Annotated in this window: 14 protein-coding genes, 2 tRNA genes, 3 rRNA genes, 1 other RNA gene and 1 other annotated feature; of the genes, 2 read left to right on the top strand and 18 right to left on the bottom strand. The window is 53.2% G+C overall.

Going from position 1 to position 20,369, the window contains the following annotated elements; all coding sequences use genetic code 11:
- Nucleotides 1-230: 230 nt before the first annotated feature.
- The 7 genes from GT3570_RS17290 to tadA form a co-directional block, all read right to left on the bottom strand.
- Nucleotides 231-494, bottom strand: a complete 264-nt coding sequence (locus GT3570_RS17290; RefSeq protein ID WP_011229537.1) for a pro-sigmaK processing inhibitor BofA family protein — start codon at nucleotides 492-494, stop codon at nucleotides 231-233.
- A 78-nt stretch (nucleotides 495-572) separates the two neighbouring features.
- Complete coding sequence (locus GT3570_RS17285; protein WP_012820427.1) at nucleotides 573-797, bottom strand: YaaL family protein; 225 nt, start codon at nucleotides 795-797, stop codon at nucleotides 573-575.
- 23 nt (nucleotides 798-820) lie between these two features.
- On the bottom strand, nucleotides 821-1,417 hold the full coding sequence (recR, locus tag GT3570_RS17280; RefSeq protein WP_011229535.1) for a recombination mediator RecR: 597 nt from the start codon (nucleotides 1,415-1,417) through the stop codon (nucleotides 821-823).
- Nucleotides 1,418-1,426: 9 nt separating this feature from the next.
- A complete protein-coding gene (locus tag GT3570_RS17275; RefSeq protein ID WP_020279743.1) occupies nucleotides 1,427-1,750 on the bottom strand; it encodes a YbaB/EbfC family nucleoid-associated protein in 324 nt (107 codons plus the stop codon).
- A 26-nt stretch (nucleotides 1,751-1,776) separates the two neighbouring features.
- Nucleotides 1,777-3,459: a DNA polymerase III subunit gamma/tau gene (dnaX, locus tag GT3570_RS17270; RefSeq protein WP_014194558.1), complete on the bottom strand. Its 1,683-nt coding sequence runs from the start codon at nucleotides 3,457-3,459 to the stop codon at nucleotides 1,777-1,779.
- Between the two features lie 117 nt (nucleotides 3,460-3,576).
- Nucleotides 3,577-3,841: signal recognition particle sRNA large type (gene ffs, locus GT3570_RS17265), an RNA gene on the bottom strand.
- 38 nt (nucleotides 3,842-3,879) lie between these two features.
- Nucleotides 3,880-4,377 (bottom strand): tRNA adenosine(34) deaminase TadA, encoded by a 498-nt coding sequence (tadA, locus tag GT3570_RS17260; protein ID WP_011229532.1) that lies wholly within the window; start codon nucleotides 4,375-4,377, stop codon nucleotides 3,880-3,882.
- Nucleotides 4,378-4,462: 85 nt separating this feature from the next.
- Between tadA and GT3570_RS17255 the strand changes: the two genes are divergently transcribed.
- Entirely contained in the window at nucleotides 4,463-5,749 is a 1,287-nt protein-coding gene (locus GT3570_RS17255) for a glycoside hydrolase family 18 protein (protein WP_014194557.1), read from the top strand.
- A gap of 221 nt (nucleotides 5,750-5,970) precedes the next feature.
- On the opposite strand, the gene serS is transcribed toward GT3570_RS17255, so the two are convergent.
- From serS to guaB, 5 genes are all read right to left on the bottom strand, one after another.
- A complete protein-coding gene (gene serS, locus GT3570_RS17245; RefSeq protein WP_011229529.1) occupies nucleotides 5,971-7,245 on the bottom strand; it encodes a serine--tRNA ligase in 1,275 nt (424 codons plus the stop codon).
- 54 nt (nucleotides 7,246-7,299) lie between these two features.
- Nucleotides 7,300-7,520, bottom strand: a binding site (T-box leader).
- A gap of 9 nt (nucleotides 7,521-7,529) precedes the next feature.
- The gene (gene pdxT / locus GT3570_RS17240; protein ID WP_011229528.1) at nucleotides 7,530-8,120 is read right to left on the bottom strand and encodes a pyridoxal 5'-phosphate synthase glutaminase subunit PdxT; all 591 of its coding nucleotides are present in this window, start codon (nucleotides 8,118-8,120) and stop codon (nucleotides 7,530-7,532) included.
- Between the two features lie 24 nt (nucleotides 8,121-8,144).
- On the bottom strand, nucleotides 8,145-9,029 hold the full coding sequence (pdxS, locus tag GT3570_RS17235) for a pyridoxal 5'-phosphate synthase lyase subunit PdxS (RefSeq protein WP_011229527.1): 885 nt from the start codon (nucleotides 9,027-9,029) through the stop codon (nucleotides 8,145-8,147).
- A 130-nt stretch (nucleotides 9,030-9,159) separates the two neighbouring features.
- Nucleotides 9,160-10,518, bottom strand: coding sequence for a serine hydrolase (locus tag GT3570_RS17230; protein ID WP_011229526.1), 1,359 nt, complete (start codon nucleotides 10,516-10,518; stop codon nucleotides 9,160-9,162).
- A 104-nt stretch (nucleotides 10,519-10,622) separates the two neighbouring features.
- Nucleotides 10,623-12,089 carry an IMP dehydrogenase gene (gene guaB / locus GT3570_RS17225; RefSeq protein WP_033024488.1) on the bottom strand — a complete coding sequence of 489 codons (1,467 nt, stop codon included), beginning with the start codon at nucleotides 12,087-12,089 and terminating at the stop codon, nucleotides 10,623-10,625.
- Nucleotides 12,090-12,214: 125 nt separating this feature from the next.
- On the opposite strand from guaB, the gene GT3570_RS17220 reads away from it, so the two are divergent.
- On the top strand, nucleotides 12,215-13,192 hold the full coding sequence (locus tag GT3570_RS17220; RefSeq protein ID WP_012820422.1) for a YaaC family protein: 978 nt from the start codon (nucleotides 12,215-12,217) through the stop codon (nucleotides 13,190-13,192).
- A 44-nt stretch (nucleotides 13,193-13,236) separates the two neighbouring features.
- Here the strand turns inward: GT3570_RS17220 and rrf are convergent.
- The 6 genes from rrf to GT3570_RS17190 form a co-directional block, all read right to left on the bottom strand.
- Nucleotides 13,237-13,353 (bottom strand): 5S ribosomal RNA (gene rrf / locus GT3570_RS17215).
- Nucleotides 13,354-13,714: 361 nt separating this feature from the next.
- Nucleotides 13,715-16,644: ribosomal RNA gene (locus GT3570_RS17210) — 23S ribosomal RNA — on the bottom strand.
- 259 nt (nucleotides 16,645-16,903) lie between these two features.
- Nucleotides 16,904-16,979 (bottom strand) — tRNA-Ala (locus GT3570_RS17205).
- A 6-nt stretch (nucleotides 16,980-16,985) separates the two neighbouring features.
- Nucleotides 16,986-17,059 (bottom strand) — tRNA-Ile (locus GT3570_RS17200).
- Nucleotides 17,060-17,280: 221 nt separating this feature from the next.
- Nucleotides 17,281-18,838, bottom strand: a 16S ribosomal RNA gene (locus tag GT3570_RS17195).
- Together the 16S, 23S and 5S rRNA genes with 2 tRNA genes alongside form the textbook arrangement of a ribosomal RNA operon.
- Nucleotides 18,839-19,165: 327 nt before the next feature.
- Nucleotides 19,166-20,233, bottom strand: a complete 1,068-nt coding sequence (locus tag GT3570_RS17190; RefSeq protein ID WP_014194554.1) for an HD-GYP domain-containing protein — start codon at nucleotides 20,231-20,233, stop codon at nucleotides 19,166-19,168.
- Nucleotides 20,234-20,369 lie beyond the last annotated feature (136 nt).

Raw genomic sequence — 20,369 nt, 5'->3', positions numbered from 1 at the left:
TCGGATTGTCCAGCTTCGGCCAAAGCGGCCTCCGCTTTTCTTATGACGCTTGCGTTTTGTTTAGTTTTCAAGGAACTTGTTTATCTTGCACACTTTTATCATTATACATATCATTTAATTTGCTGTCAACATATCTTTCATGAACAGCGACATTAATTAATATAATGCATTGTCATATAAAAGTCAATAACTTTTAAACAAAAAATAAAAGGCATCTTGAATAATGATGCCTACAAAATATATCGGTCAATCACGATTAACGCTGCCGCTCCAGGGAGGCCAAGAAATCCGCAAACGATTGAGGTGACGAGGTTAATCGGAATATGGATGTTAAAATGCCCGCCGATGGCGTTGATGACAAACAGCGCGAGCGCCCCGACGATCAGGCGGATAGCAGCGTAGCCGATCAGGCGAAGCGCTTTGAGACGGGCGCCGACGATAAGCAAAACGGCGATAAGCGCTAGCAACACGGTAATGACGACTTTCGGCTCCAACGTTTGAACCCCCTTTTTGCACGCTTGTACTACCAACGTATGAGAAACAGGGGAAAAAAGAACAAAAAAATAAGGAAGTTAACGCACTTCCTTAAGTGTGATGCGGCGGTGCTTCGCTTCGCGGAGGAGGAAAAAATATTTGGCCTCAGCGAGTTGCAATGCGCTCAGCACCTCCGGAGACGGATCGACGCTTTTTTCGATGAGTTGTTTCTGCTCAAGCCATTCAGTTCTAGCCTTTTGTAGTTCAGCCATTAACTTCTCATCAAATTGTCTCTTTAGTTTCCCCTTTCGCCGCCATAACAAACCGATCCCCACCTTCTTTCTCTCTATAGCTCACGGCGCCCTTCCAACGCCTTTGATAACGTCACTTCGTCCGCATACTCCAAGTCGCCGCCGACCGGCAAGCCATGGGCGATGCGGGTGACTTTGATTCCTGTCGGCTTCAACAGGCGGGAGATGTACATCGCCGTTGCCTCTCCCTCGATGTTCGGGTCGGTCGCTAAAATCACCTCTTGGACCGTCTCATCCTGCAATCGCGTGAGCAGCTCGGCGATTTTAATATCTTCCGGTCCGATGCCTTCCATCGGCGAGATGGCCCCGTGCAACACGTGGTACAGGCCATTGTATTCTTTCATCCTCTCCATGGCGATGACATCTTTCGGATCCTGAACAACGCAAATCGTCGTCCGGTCGCGCCGCTCGTCTTTGCAGATGTAGCAAGGGTCTGTATCTGTAATATGTCCGCAAATCGTGCAATAATGAATATGCCGCTTGACATCAACGAGCGCTTTGGCAAACTCAAGCACGGTGTCTTCTTTCATCGCCAGCACATGAAATGCAAGGCGGGCAGCCGTTTTCGGGCCGATGCCGGGCAGTTTCATAAAACTGTCAATCAACTTCGATAGCGGTTCTGGATAATGCATACGCCCCCCCTAGAACAACCCTGGAATGTTAAGTCCTTTCGTAAACTGCCCCATCATTTCATTAGCCAACTCATCCGCTTTTTTCAACGCATCGTTTGTCGCTGCCAAAATCAAATCTTGCAGCATTTCAATATCGTCTGGGTCGACGACTTCCTCTTTAATTTTTACTTCCAAAATTTGTTTATGACCGTTAGCGACAACGGTCACCATGCCTCCGCCCGCCGTGCCTTCCACCGTTTTTTCCGCCAACTCTTCCTGCGCTTTTTGCATTTCTTTTTGCATTTTTTGCATTTGTTTTAACATTTTTTGCATATTGCCCATTCCGCCACGCATCATCTTGGCATCCTCCTTTAAACGGTTTATTCTTTAATTTCGATCAGCTCTTCGCCAAACAGCCGCTTCGCTTCGGCGATTAACGGATCTTCTTCGCTTTTTTCCACCATGGCGTCCTTATTGCGGATGAACTCTTCTCTTATTTTTCCCCATTCTCCCTCCGGAATGGCTACCATTTCAAAGCGGCGGTTTGTCAGCTCAAACAAAATCGCTTCGACGTTTTCTTTGACCGAACTTGTGGGATCGGTCGCCATTTTGCAGTGGATTTCGTATTTGAATTTTAATACAAACGCTGAGGCGCTCGCTGCAACCGGCTCGCTCTCTTGCAGCAAGGCAGCGTGCGACACTTTATGCTGCCGTTTCAACGTGTCGAGCACATCCGCCCAGCATCCTTTCACCAAAGCTAAATCTTCATGCGTCGCCTGTTTCAACAGCTCGTAAATGCGGCCAACCGGGGCTTTATATCCCCCCGTTTTCATCGGTTTGGACAGTTTTTTCACCGGCGCGGCGGTCGACGGAGGGGCAGCAGGCGGTTGTTCCTTCAGGCGCCGCAATTCCGCCTCCAGCGTTTCAATCCGCTTTATCAACGGTTCCAACTCGGAAGCCGACAGCGACGGGGCGGCGGCTGATGGATGGCAAAGTTTCACAAGCGCCACTTCCAACAGAAGGCGTGGGTGGTTTGTCCACTTCATCTCTTGCTGGCTTTTGTTCAGCAACTCGATGGCCTCGTATAAATTGGAAACCGGAATCATTTCCGACAGTGAAGTGAACGCTTCGTCAACGACAGCAATTTGAATCGCTCCCTCCACATAGGGAGCGGTTTTGTACAGCAATAAATCGCGATAGTACAAAATCAAGTCTTCAACCAAACGATGCGGATCTTTCCCTTGCGCCATCATCGTTTCCAACTGCTGAAGAACCGCCGCTGTATCTTTGCGGTGGATGGCTTCGATGAAGCTCGATAAGGCGGCAAATGATGCAGCCCCGGTCATCGCCAGCACGTCGTCGAGCCGAAGTTTCCCGTCGCTGAACGAAATGGCTTGATCAAGCAAGCTGAGCGCATCGCGCATCCCCCCGTCTGCAGCACGGGCGATGGCGGACAATGCCTCATCGGACGCCTCGACACCTTGGGCGCTTGCGACATACTTTAGCCGTGAAACGATCGCCGGAAGCGGGATGCGGCGAAAATCGAACCGTTGGCAGCGGGAAATGATCGTCGTCGGAATTTTGTGCGGCTCGGTCGTGGCCAAAATGAAAATGACGTGTTTCGGCGGCTCCTCCAACGTTTTCAACAGCGCGTTAAACGCACCGATCGACAGCATATGCACCTCGTCGATGATATACACTTTGTAGCGGGCCGACGTCGGCGCAAATTTCACCTTCTCACGGATATCACGAATTTCATCGACGCGGTTGTTGGAAGCAGCGTCAATTTCCAGCACATCGGGAACCGTTCCATTCGTAATGCCGAGGCAAGCTGGACACTCATTGCATGGCTCCGCCGCTGGCGCCTGTTCACAGTTGACCGCCTTGGCGAAAATTTTCGCTGCGCTCGTTTTTCCTGTACCGCGCGGGCCGGAAAATAAGTAAGCGTGCGATATTTTATGTTGAAGCAGGGCGCTTTGCAACGTCTTGGTCACGTGTTCTTGGCCGACCATGTCCGCAAAGCGCTGCGGCCGAAACACGCGATATAACGCTTGGTATGCCACGGAAAACGGCCCTCCTCTTTCTCTCGTCCTATCTATTATATAACTTCCTATTGCAATTTGAAATAACAAAAAACCCACTCGCCATGAGTGGGTTTTGTTCCCTATCGCTATGTAAGGCCGTGCACCTTCTGTCGATTAGCTGCCCCGAGCGTTGCTCAAGCAGTTAGCTCAGCCCAGGCGTCCCCGCGGCACATGGGAGCATCCGCTTACTGCTGCTTCCTTCCGGACCTGACAGGGTTCACGGAATCCCATTGCGCGGGACCCAGACGTCAACACCACTTGCTTGAGACAGGCCTCGCAACAGACTAACCTCGAGAAGGAATTCAGCCTCGCTAGAGCGGATTGCGAGTACAGGGCACCGCTACCTCCCCGCTTAGCACGGCACTATCAGTATAGCTCGTTAGCGGAAAAAATGCAATGTCAATCGACGGAATTTTCGTTGGCACTCCCGCCAACATTTCTCTTTTGTTCGCGCAATCGTCGAAAAAATTGGCTCAACAGCGAACCGCACTCGTCAGCAAGCACCCCGCTTACCACCTTAACCTGATGGTTAAATCGGCTTTCCTGCAATAAGTTCATCAATGTCCCAGCGCACCCTCCCTTTGGGTCAAACGCGCCAAATACAACCCGTTCGATGCGGGAAAGAACAATGGCGCCTGCGCACATGGCGCACGGCTCAAGCGTTACGTACAACGTCGCCCGCTCAAGCCGCCATGAACCGGTTGCCCGGCATGCTTCATCGATTGCCAAAATTTCTGCATGAGCGATGGCGCGTTGTTCGGTTTCCCGCAAATTATGAGCGCGGGCGATGACGCGGCCGTCTTGAACGATGACAGCGCCGATCGGCACTTCGCCGATCTGCTCCGCTTTTTTTGCTTCTTCCATTGCCAATCGCATGTAGTACTCGTCGGTGTTCATCGTATACCCCTTCACACAAACGGTCATTTCTCCTTTCTTTTCATCATAGAATATGGAGAATAAAGACGCAACTAGGAGGTCAAGTATGCAAATCCACGTAGTGCAGAGTGGACAAACGTTAAGTGGAATTGCTGAGGCATACGGGACCACGGCGGAAGACATTGTCCGGGCCAACAAGCTTCCAAACCCTGATAAACTCGTTGTCGGTCAGGCGCTCGTGATCCCGATCGTCGGTCGTTTTTACTGGGTGCAGCGCGGCGACACGTTATGGTCGATTGCACGCCGATTTTCGATTCCAATGCAGCGGCTTGCCGAAGTGAATCGCCTCTCCTTAAACGCTCCGCTTAAGGTCGGGCAGCGGCTTTATATACCGCCCGGCGCCAAGCGAAGAGCGGAGTTTAACGCCTATATTGAACCGCGCGGCGCGACTGTCAGCCCAGCGCTGGAGGCGAGCGCTCGCGAAGCCGCTCCGTATTTGACTTATTTGAGTCCTTTTTATTTTGCGATCCGACGCGACGCGACATTGCAAGAGCCGCCGCTTGACGACTTTCCGGATATTGCCCGCGCCAACCGCGTCACGCTCGTTATGGTTGTCGCCAACATTGAAAACGGGCAGTTCAGCGACGAGCTCGGCGCGCTTATGTTAACAAACGAAACGCTGCAAAATCGTCTGCTCGACAACATTGTCGCGACCGCTAGACGGTATGGCTTCCGCGACATCCATTTTGATTTTGAATATTTGCGCCCGGAAGACCGTGAGGCGTATAATGCGTTTTTGCGCAAAGCGAAACGGCGGTTTGCACGAGAAGGGTGGATGATGTCGACCGCCTTGGCGCCGAAAACGAGCGCGACCCAGCGCGGACGTTGGTACGAAGCACACGACTACCGCGCCCATGGACAAATTGTCGACTTTGTCGTGATCATGACGTATGAATGGGGCTACAGCGGCGGGCCGCCGATGCCGGTGTCCCCGATCGGTCCGGTCCGCCGCGTTCTCGAGTACGCCATCTCTGAAATGCCAGCCGGAAAAATTTTGATGGGGCAAAACTTGTATGGCTACGACTGGACGCTGCCATATGTACCCGGCGGCCCGTACGCCCAGGCCATCAGCCCGCAGCAAGCCATCGCCCTCGCCGCAAAGTATAACGTTGCCATCGAATACGATACGGAGGCGCAGGCACCGCATTTTCGCTATCGCGACGAAAACGGACGCGAGCATGAAGTATGGTTTGAGGACGCCCGCTCCATTCAAGCAAAATTTAATCTCGTGAAGGAACTTGGTTTGCGCGGGGTCAGCTATTGGAAACTTGGCATTGATTTTCCACAAAACTGGCTGCTGATCGCTGATCAATTTACTGTTGTAAAAAAATAAAGGCATAAAAAACCCGCCGGTCAACGGCGGGTTTTTTTATGATGGGAAACGGCTTTCGGCGGTCAGCCGTTTCAGATGACAATCTCCTCTTATGCGCGTCAGTCCTCTTCATCATCGTCTTGGCCAAGAACAAGACTTCTTGTTCCTCATTGCCAACGTCATTCACTATAACACGGCAGTCGGGAAAAGTCAACCAACGATTTGCCTCAAGCACCTTTTTTTCAGCGAATGACGTCCCGATTCCCCATGTAAGGACGAAGCGCTTCCGGAACGATGACCGAGCCGTCTTCTTGCTGGTAGTTTTCCAAAATGGCGGCGACCGTCCGCCCAATGGCTAGCCCCGAACCGTTTAATGTATGCACGTACTCCGGTTTCGCTTTTGGATCCCGACGGAAGCGGATGTTGGCACGGCGCGCTTGAAACGCCTCAAAGTTGCTGCACGACGAAATTTCCCGGTACGTTCCGTAACTTGGCAGCCAAACTTCAATATCGTACGTTTTCGCCGCCGAGAATCCAAGGTCTCCGGTGCACAAGGCGACAACGCGGTACGGAAGCCCGAGCCGTTGCAAAATCGTCTCTGCCTGGCGCGTCAGCTTTTCCAATTCATCGTACGAGTCCTCCGGCTTTACGAACTTTACCAGCTCGACTTTATTGAACTGATGCTGACGGATCAGCCCTCTCGTGTCGCGGCCGGCCGACCCGGCTTCCGCGCGGAAGCAGGCGCTGTAGGCCGCATAGTAAATCGGCAAATCATCTGCGGCCAAAATTTCGTCGCGGTGCAGGTTCGTCACCGGCACCTCAGCGGTCGGAATGAGGAAATAATCTTCGCTGTCCAAATGGAACGCATCCTCGGCAAATTTCGGCAACTGTCCGGTTCCGATCATGCTCGCCCGGTTCACTAAATATGGCGGCAACACTTCTTCGTAACCGAATTCATCGAGATGGATGTCAAGCATAAAGTTGATGAGCGCCCGCTCAAGCCGCGCTCCTAACCCTTTATAAAAGACAAATCGGCTTCCCGCCACTTTGGCGGCTCGCTCAAAGTCGAGCAAACCGAGCCGATCGGCGATTTCCCAATGCGGCTTCGGCTCAAAGGAAAACGAACGCGGCTCTCCCCATCTCCGCACTTCCACATTGTCCTCTTCTGATTGGCCGATCGGCACTGATTCGTGCGGCACGTTTGGAATTGACAACAACAAGTCGTCGAGTTCCGCCTCAAGCTGGCGAATTTGTTCATCCATCCGTTTAATGCGGTCACCGACTTCGCGCATTTGGGCAATCAGCGGCTCGGCGTCCTTTTTCTCGCGCTTTAGGACAGCGATTTGCTGCGACACATCGTTGCGCTTGCTTTTCAGCTCTTCGACTTCCGCGATCAAGCGGCGGCGGTCTTTGTCCAATTGTTCAAAGCGGTCGATGTTCGTCAAATCCCCGCCGCGCTGCATTAGTTTTTCTTTCACTTCTTCAAACTGGGTGCGCAATATTTTCACATCCAGCATGGCTTTTACCTCCTTTTCCATTCAATATTATACATAAAAAAGCCCCCGTCCCAAAAAAGGGACGGGAGCCATCCCGCGGTGCCACCCTTATTGAAGGCTTGCTATGCCTTCCCCTTTTGCCGTTAACGTCGGCGGCCGAAAACGCCTACTGGCCCTTTGGGCGTTCAACGTTTTGCTCGAGGATGGATTCACAGGAGCTCCCTGCCGGTTCGCACCGCCCACCGGCTCTCTGATAAGGAAGGCATCCCGCTACTCGTTCCTCTCATCGCTTTCGCTTGATCACTTTACTTGAGGCTTGACGCCATTTTCGCTTCTTTGACCATGTTGAGGAAGTATTGCATCAATCGATGATCGTCGGTCAGCTCTGGGTGGAACGAGCAGCCAAGAAACTGTCCTTGTCGAGCGGCGACAATGCGGTCATTGTATGTCGCCAAGACATCGACCCCGTCCCCGGCCTCCACGATATGCGGAGCGCGGATGAAGACGCCGACAAAGCCATCGCCGACGCCTTTAATCGACAGCTCCGCCTCAAAGCTTTCCCGCTGCCGACCGAACGAGTTCCGCTCCACCGTAATGTCCATCAAACCTAAGTGCGGCTCGTCGTAACCGACGATTCGTTTCGCCAGTAAAATCAGCCCGGCGCACGTGCCGAACATCGGCTTGCCGGCAGCGGCAAATTGCTTGAGCGGCTCCATCAGCCCATAGCGGTCGATGAGCCGCCGCATCGTCGTGCTTTCGCCGCCCGGCAGCACAAGACCGTCCAACCCTTCAAGCTGCTCCGGCTTTTTCACGATGACCGCCTCGGCGCCGCACGCCTCAATGGCGCGAACATGCTCCCGCACAGCTCCTTGCAGTCCAAGTACACCTATTTTCATCGTTGCTTTGCTCCTTTATTTAGCTTACCAGCCGCGTTCTTGCATCCGGTGCTCCGGCAACAATGTCGCGATATCGATGCCGCGCATCGCGCCGCCCAATCCTTTCGACAAGTGCGCGATCAATTCATAGTCTTCGTAATGAGTCGTCGCCTCTACGATCGCGCGCGCGTATTTTTCCGGATTTTCCGATTTGAAAATGCCAGACCCAACAAAGACACCGTCCGCACCCAAGTGCATCATCAAGGCAGCGTCAGCCGGTGTCGCGACACCGCCGGCGGCAAAGTTGACGACCGGCAGGCGGCCAAGCCGCTTGATCTCGCGCAGCACCTCAACCGGAGCCCCGAGCTGTTTCGCCTCAGCGACAAGCTCATCTTCGCTCATGTTGACGACTTTGCGAATTTGCGCGTTCACTTTGCGCATATGGCGCACGGCCTCAACGATGTTGCCTGTCCCCGGCTCTCCTTTCGTCCGCAACATCGATGCCCCTTCTGCAATGCGGCGCGCCGCTTCCCCTAAATCGCGGCAACCGCACACAAATGGAACGGTAAACTGCCGTTTGTCAATATGGAACTCCTCATCAGCCGGCGTTAATACTTCGCTTTCGTCAATGTAGTCGACACCAAGCGCCTCTAAGACACGCGCCTCAACATAGTGACCGATCCGCACTTTCGCCATGACTGGGATCGAAACGGCGTTCATCACTTCTTCGATCACCGTCGGGTCGGCCATGCGCGCGACACCGCCAGCGGCGCGAATGTCCGCCGGGACGCGCTCGAGCGCCATAACCGCGACAGCCCCTGCCGCTTCAGCGATTTTCGCCTGTTCTGCGTTCACGACGTCCATGATGACGCCGCCTTTTTGCATTTCCGCCATGCCGCGTTTGACGCGGTCCGTACCTGTCAATGCCAACGTTGATTCCCCCTATTCCTAATCCTTATGCTTTGCGAGGCATGCAAAAGGACGATTCCACTGTTTTATTTTACCTCAATTTTTACAAAAATCACAATGGAAAAAAGCTCCCCATCAAGGGGAGTCGATTTTACAGCCAGCCTTTCACTGTTTTGGCGACGCTTGTCCATAAATCAACAAACAGTCCGCCGACCGCGCGCATCGAAAGAACAAACCAATTGGCTTTTTCGACTTCAGCTGTTGTGACAAGCGGCACACGGATGTTTTTTTGCATGTCTGGGCTTAAGAAGGCAAGGGAGTCGTCCCCTTTATATTCGAGCGTCATATATCCAACTGTTTCCCCTTTTTTCAAAGGGGCGACTAGCTTTCCTTCTTTTGTCATTTTTTTCTTGTCCAACACATATACAGGTTTGTATTGTTTTTCCTCGCCGTTTTTCACAAGCAGATCCAGATTCTTTCCTGTCGCGACACGAACCTCTTTTTCTTTCCCTTTCACGACCGGAAGTGTTTCTTTTCCTTTCAGCTGGTACCCTTTTGGATAAAGCGTCTCGAGGGAGTATTGGTTGAATCCGTAGTTAAATAGTTTTTCTGTCTCTTTAAAGCGCGCCTCTTTTGTTGTTTTCCCACTCGCATCTTTCGCGTTCATGACAACCGAAATCAAGCGGACGCCGTTTCGTTTCGCCGTCCCGGTGAAACAGTTGCCGGCAAATTCCGTATAGCCGGTTTTCAACCCGTCTACACCTTCGTATCCGTACACAAGCCCAGGCAGCATCCAATTCCAGTTGTCCATTTTGATTTCATCTTTTGTTCCTTCCCGGAATACTTTATGAGGAATGCTCGCTGTTTTCAGCACTTCGGGATGATCTTTCAGCAACCGGTAGGCAAGCATCGCCATCGCACGTGCGGACATGACGTTTTCCTCATTTGTGCTTGTCCCTTCCGGATGGAATCCTTTTAAATCCTTATTGCTCAACCCTGTGGCATTGACAAACTTATAATCTTTCAGCCCAAGCTCTTTCGCTTTGTCGTTCATCATTTTCACAAAATTTTTCTCCGATCCAGCGATGATCTCAGCAATCGCGACCGTTGCCCCGTTCGCCGAATAAATGGCCATTGCCTCGTACAGCTCACGCACCGTATACTTGCCATCTTTTCGCAACGGGACATTGGACAGCGCCCGGTCTTGCGACAGCCGGTACACGTAATCGCTTGGCGTGTACATTTGATCCCATTTGACGCGCTTCGCCTTAATGGCGTCAAGAAGCAAATACTCGGTCATCATTTTCGTCATGCTGGCAATCCCAAGCACCGTATCGATATTTTTTTCATACAAAATTCTTCCCGTTTGTGCATCCACTAAAATCGCAGCGTCCGCCCGGATGTCAAGCGGGGCGCTTTCCGCCTTCACCGTCTGTTGAAACGGACCAAACGTTAAACAAAGGCAAATCGACAGCAACCAAAACAACCAGTTTTGTTTTCTCCTCCTCACAATGACACCCTCCTCACACAACCGTTATTGTAACATACCGTCGGCCAAAAAAATAGACGGAGGACATGTCTCCGTCAAAGTTGAGCCGATCGGCGCAACTCCGATCAAAAAGCAGAGTAGTTCGGCGCTTCTTTCGTAATTTGCACGTCATGCGGATGGCTTTCACGAAGCCCCGCGCTCGTCATGCGGATAAACTGCGTTTTTTCGCGCAGCTCTTCCAAATTGCGGGTTCCACAATAGCCCATGCCGGCGCGCAACCCACCGACAAGCTGATAAATCGTGTCGGCAAGCGGCCCTTTGTATGGAACGCGTCCCTCGATGCCTTCCGGGACAAACTTTTTCGCATCTTCTTGAAAATAGCGGTCTTTGCTGCCGCGCTCCATGGCTGCGACCGATCCCATGCCCCGGTACACCTTAAAGCGGCGGCCTTGGTAAATTTCCGTCTCACCCGGGCTTTCGGAAACACCAGCAAGCAAGCTGCCGAGCATAACCGCATGCGCCCCAGCCGCGATCGCCTTCACAATGTCGCCGGAATATTTGATCCCGCCGTCAGCGATGACCGGGACGCCATGTTTGCGCGCCTCAGTCGCACAGTCGTAGATCGCCGTAATTTGCGGCACACCAACCCCGGCGACAACCCGGGTCGTGCAGATGGACCCCGGACCGATTCCGACTTTAATAATGTTCGCCCCAGCCTCAATCAAGTCGCGCGTCCCTTCAGCTGTCGCGACATTGCCGGCGATGATGTTCAAGTCCGGGTATTGGCGTCGGATGTTGGCCACCGTCTCTAGGACGCCTTTCGAATGGCCGTGCGCCGTGTCAACGACAATGACATCAACCCCTGCCTCAACAAGCTTTTTGACGCGAATCATCGTGTCCGCCGTCACCCCGACGGCCGCCCCGACAATCAGCCTCCCTTTCGCATCTTTCGCCGAATTCGGGAACTCAATGACCTTTTCAATATCCTTGATCGTAATTAATCCCTTCAGCACACCGTTTTCATCAACAAGAGGCAGTTTTTCGACCTTGTGTCGCTGCAAAATTTTCTCTGCTTCCTCCAACGTTGTCCCCACCGGAGCAGTGATCAAGTTTTCCTTCGTCATTACCTCGGAAATTTTAATCGAATAGTCTTGAATGAAACGCAAGTCACGGTTCGTAATAATGCCGACCAATTTTTGCTCCTCGGGGTTGTTGACGATCGGCACCCCCGAGATCCGATATTTACTCATTAAGTGTTCTGCATCATACACTTGATGATCCGGCGTTAGGAAAAACGGGTCCGTAATGACGCCTCGTTCCGACCGTTTCACCTTGTCGACCTGCTCGGCCTGCTGTTCGATCGACATATTTTTGTGAATGATGCCAAGGCCTCCCTGACGCGCCATCGCAATTGCCATCTCCGCTTCGGTGACCGTATCCATCCCAGCGCTGAGAATCGGGATGTTCAACTGCAGCGTATCGCTCAACTTCGTGGTTACATCAACATCGCGCGGCAATACGTCCGACTTCGCTGGGATGAGAAGAACGTCATCAAACGTCAATCCTTCCTTGGCGAATTTCGCTTCCCACATGTTTTCTCCCCCTTGTCCGGAAATATTATTAGTAGCTTAACAACTGGTTAAACTACTGTCAAGGAATCAAGAAAATGTCCAACTTTTCAGTTATTTCAAGACAATTCTATGTAAGGGGGGTAAAAATGTTCGGAAATCACGGTCAACTGTTTCGCCTTTCTGTTTTCCGCTCGGCCGATACTGCGCAGCAATTTTTGCGGCAATGCTATCAACAGCTGCAGCGGGATGACGCCGTCCAACGCAGTTATGCAAACTGTTACCCATTTTTATATTATCTGGAACACGGGCAAAACTTTTACGCCGCTGCCCAGCAGGCGCCGCTGTCCATCAAGCCAGTTCTCTTGTTTTACGGCATGGTGCAGCTCTTAAAAGCATGCCTGCTCACTGTCGACCCCGACTACCCGGAATCAACATCGGTCTTGGCCCATGGTGTATCAGCAAGAAAACGAAAAAAACAGGGCTACGAATTTTTAGATGATGAAGTGAAAATACAAAAAAACGGTTTATTCGCACATTTTTCTGAAAAAATGTTTCATGTGAAACAAGAAGCTGGGGAAAAATTTCGCATGGGCACGCTGTTGCAACGAATTGGCGAGTTGCATGAAACGTTTTTTCTTCTAAGCGGGCGAAAAAAACCGTTATCCTTGCCTGTTGTACATACTGCTTCGCCGCCGATGCTCGCCATCCCAAAAGTGATTTTGGACCACTACCATATGTCGTTGTCCCGCTTTGTCCAATATCTCTGTGAAGAAGGACAAGGAAAGCGGCTTTCGTTCGCCAAAGAAGAAGGAGAATTTCTGTATTTTCATATAGAATCGCCGCTGTCGCCGGCCGGAGAAGGTCCGTTTTTATTCCATCTTGACGGTACACTCCGAATTCCAGTCAAGAAAGAGAAAACATTCTCGCTTCCAGAAATACACGCCCATTACTTGTTGCTGTATAACTTGAGCATGATTTCGCGCTATGAGACGGAATGGTGGAGCGAGCTTCTCCATTCTTACCCAAGCAAGGCATACACTTTTATTCTTGAGTTTCTCTCCGTGTCGGCGGAAAAAGTGCCGTTGCTGCTTCATGAATACTTAATGCGGAAATTTTTGGGTTGAATCAAATCAAAAATCCCCTGCTGTATATACAGCAGGGGATTTTCGCCTAGCAACGACCTACTCTTGCAGGGGCGCTGGCCCCAACTACCATCGGCGCTGGAGGGCTTAACTTCCGTGTTCGGGATGGGAACGGGTGTTTCCCCTCCGCCATAGCCACTAGGCAATGATGATCATCTTGGACAGTAATTATTATATCCATCCTGTTGGATTTGTCAACAGGATGTTCATTCCCTCAAAACTAGATAACCGTGCTCAGGAAGAAGCCGCTCGCCTGCGCTTTTCGCATTGTCCAGCTCCGGCTCGCCGCCGCTCGGGGTCAAATAACCTTCGCCTTCGGGATCGGAAATCCCTGCAGGCGAAGAACATTTGCCCGTCGCGGCGACCCGCTCGCCTGCGCTTTTCGCTGTCTAGTTCCGGCCGCCATCGGCTCGCGACGCTTCGGTCCTGCTGCGGCGGCGACAGCCTCCTCGCAGGCCCTCCAGCGCACCTCGCCGATAAGCGGGCGGCCTCCACTTTTCTTGCTAGGTTAAGCCCTCGATCGATTAGTATCCGTCAGCTCCACGTGTCGCCACGCTTCCACCTCGGACCTATCGACCTCGTCATCTTCGAGGGATCTTACCCGCTTTGCGCGGTGGGAAATCTCATCTTGAGGGGGGCTTCACGCTTAGATGCTTTCAGCGCTTATCCCGTCCGCACATAGCTACCCAGCGGTGCCCCTGGCGGGACAACTGGTACACCAGCGGTGCGTCCATCCCGGTCCTCTCGTACTAAGGACAGCTCCTCTCAAATTTCCTCCGCCCGCGACGGATAGGGACCGAACTGTCTCACGACGTTCTGAACCCAGCTCGCGTACCGCTTTAATGGGCGAACAGCCCAACCCTTGGGACCGACTACAGCCCCAGGATGCGATGAGCCGACATCGAGGTGCCAAACCTCCCCGTCGATGTGGACTCTTGGGGGAGATCAGCCTGTTATCCCCGGGGTAGCTTTTATCCGTTGAGCGATGGCCCTTCCATGCGGAACCACCGGATCACTAAGCCCGACTTTCGTCCCTGCTCGACCTGTCCGTCTCGCAGTCAAGCTCCCTTGTGCCTTTGCACTCTCCGAATGATTTCCAACCATTCTGAGGGAACCTTTGGGCGCCTCCGTTACCTTTTGGGAGGCGACCGCCCCAGTCAAACTGCCCACCTGACACTGTCTCCCACCCCGCTAAGGGGTGCGGGTTAGAATTTCAATACCGCCAGGGTGGTATCCCACCGTCGCCTCCACCGAAGCTGGCGCTCCGGCTTCCCAGGCTCCCACCTATCCTGTACAAGCGATACCAAAATTCCATATCAGGCTGCAGTAAAGCTCCACGGGGTCTTTCCGTCCTGTCGCGGGTAACCTGCATCTTCACAGGTAGTATAATTTCACCGGGTCTCTCGTTGAGACAGCGCCCAAGTCGTTACACCTTTCGTGCGGGTCGGAACTTACCCGACAAGGAATTTCGCTACCTTAGGACCGTTATAGTTACGGCCGCCGTTTACTGGGGCTTCGGTTCGCACCTTCGCTTCCGCTAAGCGCTCCCCTTAACCTTCCAGCACCGGGCAGGTGTCAGCCCCTATACGTCGCCTTTCGGCTTCGCAGAGACCTGTGTTTTTGATAAACAGTCGCTTGGGCCTTTTCACTGCGGCTCTTCAGGGCTCTTCACCCCAAAGAGCACCCCTTCTCCCGAAGTTACGGGGTCATTTTGCCGAGTTCCTTAACGAGAGTTCTCCCGCGCGCCTTAGGATTCTCTCCTCGCCTACCTGTGTCGGTTTGCGGTACGGGCACCTCTTCCCTCGCTAGAGGCTTTTCTTGGCAGTGTGAAATCGGGGACTTCCGGATTACTCCGTCGCCGTCACCGCTTGGCCTTATGATCCGCGGATTTGCCTGCGGATCAGCCTCACGGCTTGGACAGGCTCTTCCAGCCGCCTGCTCGCCCTATCCTCCTGCGTCCCCCCATCGCTCAAACGGGAAGAAGGTGGTACAGGAATCTCAACCTGTTGTCCATCACCTACGCCTTTCGGCCTCGGCTTAGGTCCCGACTAACCCTGAGCGGACGAACCTTCCTCAGGAACCCTTAGGCTTTCGGCGCAGAGGATTCTCACCTCTGTTTTCGCTACTCATACCGGCATTCTCACTTCTAAGCGCTCCACCAGTCCTTCCGGTCTGGCTTCTCTGCCCTTAGAACGCTCCCCTACCGATGACCAACGGTCATCCCGCAGCTTCGGCGGCACGTTTAGCCCCGGTACATTTTCGGCGCAGAGTCACTCGACCAGTGAGCTATTACGCACTCTTTAAATGGTGGCTGCTTCTAAGCCAACATCCTGGTTGTCTCGGCAACTCCACATCCTTTTCCACTGAACGTGCACTTCGGGGCCTTAGCTGGCGGTCTGGGCTGTTCCCCTCTCGACCACGGATCTTATCACTCGCAGTCTGACTCCCGGGCATAAGTCGTTGGCATTCGGAGTTTGACTGGGTTCGGTAACCCGTTTGGGGCCCCTAGCCCAATCAGTGCTCTACCTCCAACACTCTCAAACCCGAGGCTAGCCCTAAAGCTATTTCGGGGAGAACCAGCTATCTCCAAGTTCGATTGGCATTTCACCCCTACCCACACCTCATCCCCGCACTTTTCAACGTGCGTGGGTTCGGGCCTCCAGCCGGTGTTACCCGGCCTTCACCCTGGACATGGGTAGATCACCTGGTTTCGGGTCGACGACGACGTACTCACACGCCCTGTTCAGACTCGCTTTCGCTGCGGCTCCGCCTCTTCGGCTTAACCTCGCACGCCATCGTCACTCGCCGGTTCATTCTACAAAAGGCACGCCATCACCCATCAACGGGCTCTGACTACTTGTAGGCACACGGTTTCAGGTTCTCTTTCACTCCCCTCCCGGGGTGCTTTTCACCTTTCCCTCACGGTACTGGTGCACTATCGGTCACTAGGGAGTATTTAGCCTTGGGAGATGGTCCTCCCTGCTTCCGACGGGATTCCTCGTGTCCCGCCGTACTCAGGATCCGCTCGGGAGGGAACGAAGTTTCGACTACAGGGCTCTCACCTTCTCTGGCCGGCCGTTCCAGACCGGTTCGTCTACCCCGTCCCTTTCTCACTCCCATCGTGAGCGGTCCTACAACCCCAAGAGGACATGCCTCTTGGTTTGGGCTGTTCCCGTTTCGCTCGCCGCTACTCAGGGAATCGCGGTTGCTTTCTTCTCCTCCGGGTACTAAGATGTTTCAGTTCCCCGGGTGTGCCCTCCATGCCCTATGGATTCAGGCATGGATACTGCCCCATTACGGACAGTGGGTTCCCCCATTCGGACATCTCCGGATCAACGCTTGCTTACAGCTCCCCGAAGCGTTTCGGCGTTTGCCCCGTCCTTCATCGGCTCCTAGTGCCAAGGCATCCACCGTGCGCCCTTTCCAGCTTAACCTATTGCGCTCTCGGCTTCTTCCTTTGCTTTATCGGTTATCTAGTTTTCAAGGAACGAGACTGCTTCTTGAATTTGCTTCTCTGCAGTCTTGTGCCGAGGAATCTTGCTTCCCTGAACCTGCTAGCAGACGCAGGCACAGACGCAAAGTAGCTCCTTTGAATTCGCTTCTTCGCTGGTTTGCGTCGAGAAATTCGGCTTCTCCGAATCCGCTTGTAGACGCAGACGCAAAGCAACTACGTTGAAACCTCTTACCTTGATATGGTGGAGCCTATCGGGATCGAACCGATGACCTCCTGCTTGCAAAGCAGGCGCTCTCCCAGCTGAGCTAAGACCCCATCCAATGGGCCTAAGTGGACTTGAACCACCGACCTCACGCTTATCAGGCGTGCGCTCTGACCAGCTGAGCTATAGGCCCATATACACATTGCAAGGAACAATAAGTTCCCTCAAAACGAAACAAGGCTGCTGCCTTGAGTCAGCTTCTTTGCGGCCTTGCGCCGAGGAATCCAGCTCCGCTGAATCACTCGCAGACGCAGGCGCAAAACAACCGAGAGAATAACCAATTCCCTCAAAACCAAACAAAACAGCAAGCGTCATTATAATCAAACCATTCGATTTTGTCAATAACATCCTTAGAAAGGAGGTGATCCAGCCGCACCTTCCGGTACGGCTACCTTGTTACGACTTCACCCCAATCACTTGCCCCACCTTCGGCGGCTGGCTCCCGTAAGGGTTACCTCACCGACTTCGGGTGTTGCAAGCTCTCGTGGTGTGACGGGCGGTGTGTACAAGGCCCGGGAACGTATTCACCGCGGCATGCTGATCCGCGATTACTAGCGATTCCGGCTTCATGCAGGCGAGTTGCAGCCTGCAATCCGAACTGAGAGCGGCTTTTTGGGATTCGCTCCCCCTCGCGGGTTCGCAGCCCTTTGTACCGCCCATTGTAGCACGTGTGTAGCCCAGGTCATAAGGGGCATGATGATTTGACGTCATCCCCACCTTCCTCCGACTTGTCGCCGGCAGTCCCTCTAGAGTGCCCACCTTCGTGCTGGCAACTAGAGGCGAGGGTTGCGCTCGTTGCGGGACTTAACCCAACATCTCACGACACGAGCTGACGACAACCATGCACCACCTGTCACCCTGTCCCCCCGAAGGGGGAACGCCCAATCTCTTGGGTTGTCAGGGGATGTCAAGACCTGGTAAGGTTCTTCGCGTTGCTTCGAATTAAACCACATGCTCCACCGCTTGTGCGGGCCCCCGTCAATTCCTTTGAGTTTCAGCCTTGCGGCCGTACTCCCCAGGCGGAGTGCTTATCGCGTTAGCTGCAGCACTAAAGGGTGTGACCCCTCTAACACTTAGCACTCATCGTTTACGGCGTGGACTACCAGGGTATCTAATCCTGTTTGCTCCCCACGCTTTCGCGCCTCAGCGTCAGTTGCAGGCCAGAGAGCCGCCTTCGCCACTGGTGTTCCTCCACATCTCTACGCATTTCACCGCTACACGTGGAATTCCGCTCTCCTCTCCTGCACTCAAGTCCCCCAGTTTCCAATGACCCTCCACGGTTGAGCCGTGGGCTTTCACATCAGACTTAAGGAACCGCCTGCGCGCGCTTTACGCCCAATAATTCCGGACAACGCTCGCCCCCTACGTATTACCGCGGCTGCTGGCACGTAGTTAGCCGGGGCTTCCTCGTGAGGTACCGTCACCGCGCCGCCCTCTTCGAACGGCGCTCCTTCGTCCCTCACAACAGAGCTTTACGACCCGAAGGCCTTCTTCGCTCACGCGGCGTCGCTCCGTCAGGCTTTCGCCCATTGCGGAAGATTCCCTACTGCTGCCTCCCGTAGGAGTCTGGGCCGTGTCTCAGTCCCAGTGTGGCCGGTCACCCTCTCAGGCCGGCTACGCATCGTCGCCTTGGTGAGCCGTTACCTCACCAACTAGCTAATGCGCCGCGGGCCCATCCGCAAGTGACAGCCAAAGGCCGCCTTTCAACCAAAGACCATGCGGTCTTCGGTGTTATCCGGTATTAGCTCCGGTTTCCCGGAGTTATCCCGGTCTTGCGGGCAGGTTGCCCACGTGTTACTCACCCGTCCGCCGCTGACCAAACCAGAGCAAGCTCCGATTTGGTCCGCTCGACTTGCATGTATTAGGCACGCCGCCAGCGTTCGTCCTGAGCCAGGATCAAACTCTCCAAAGAAAGTTGATTGGCTTTTCGGATTGTCCAGCTTCGGCCCGCCGCCTCTCGGGGTCAAATAACCTTCGCCTTCGGGATTGTAAATCCCTGCAGGCGAAGAACATTTGCCCATCGCGGCGACCCGCGAGCCTCAGCTTTTCTTATGACGCTTGCGTTTTGTTTAGTTTTCAAGGAGCTTTTTCGCTGTCCCTTAATGATGACAGCTATTAAATAATAACCCATGGACAACGAAAAGTCAACAACTTTTTTATTTCTTTACCGTCACAAGCAATGTTGATTGTATCATGTGGATGTTGTTTAGGCAATAGTATTTTTTGGAACTGACACTGATCAACCTTGCACCATTTCCTCGATATATATGTCCCGCTGAACGCTTAGTGACAGCAACTGTCCGGTTTCGATGATCTTGACGATCGGCCGGGCTGGCTCGTCCGAAGGAATAAACATAACTTCAGCCATTTCGCCGTTGGAGAGTTTGACGACGGCTCCTGTTTGTAGGCCGATGAGATTGTTCACCAGCGCGGCGACAGCTTCTGTACTCAGTTTGCCGAACTGCTCCCTTTGCATCGTTTCAATGGCCCGAAACGGCGACTGTTTGCGACGGTATAACCGTTCTGAAGTCATGGCATGGTAGACATCAGCGACGGCAACGATCTGGCTGTAAGGGTGAATTCTTTCTGCTTTTACTCCGAGCGGGTAGCCGCTGCCGTCATTTCGTTCATGATGTTGCAACACAGCAAGTTTTGCCCCATGGTTTAGCGCAGGGATTTTTTGCACCATGCGGTAGCTGAAGACAGGGTGCTGCTTTACTTCATTGAACTCGGCTTCAGTGAGCGCCGACGGATTTGTCAAAATTCTCTTACTTACTTTCGCCATGCCACAGTCTGCTAGCACACCGGCAAGGGCGATTTGGTGGCATTCCCCTTCGCTGTATCCAAGCTGCATGGCCAAAAAGCCCGCGAGCAGCCCGACGCTGACGGCATGATGGTGCAAATATTCGTCCTTTGTTGCGTAATGATGCAACATAAGCAACTCCCGTTTTTGGCCCGCCATTCGTTCAAAAAGCGAAATGATGACCCCTCTGATTTCGCCGATATCAACCGGCAAACCGGCTTGCCACGATTGAAACCATGTTTTGTATCGTTGGACCGCCTCTAAGTAGAAGGCCATCGGCTGTTTGGCAACCGCCGTTGATGCGGAATCGACGTTGGGAAATGGTTCACCGTTAGCAAGCAATGGTTCAACGTCCACTTCCTCAACGAGGAATTTTTCAAGTACGAGTAGCAACGGTTTCGTGATCACGGTGTTTTTCGGTATAATTGGACGTTTCGTCTTGCCGAGCACATCTTCAGCGAGCACGCATCCTTCGCGAAGCTGGGAGCGTTTCACACGGACCATCGATTAGTGCCCCCTTTGTCTTTTTTTCTCTGTATTTCTATCGTAACATGATTTTGGCCGCGATGGCAGGCTTTTGAAACAGAAAAACGACGCCCCGCGCCTATAGGCGAAGCGCCGTTTCCGTTAGGCTGAATGA

This window comes from Geobacillus thermoleovorans, assembly GCF_001610955.1.
GTDB classification, from domain to species: Bacteria; Bacillota; Bacilli; order Bacillales; family Anoxybacillaceae; genus Geobacillus; species Geobacillus thermoleovorans.
The sequence above is the reverse complement of the archived record's forward strand: the minus strand, read 5'-3'. Positions and strand labels throughout refer to the sequence as shown.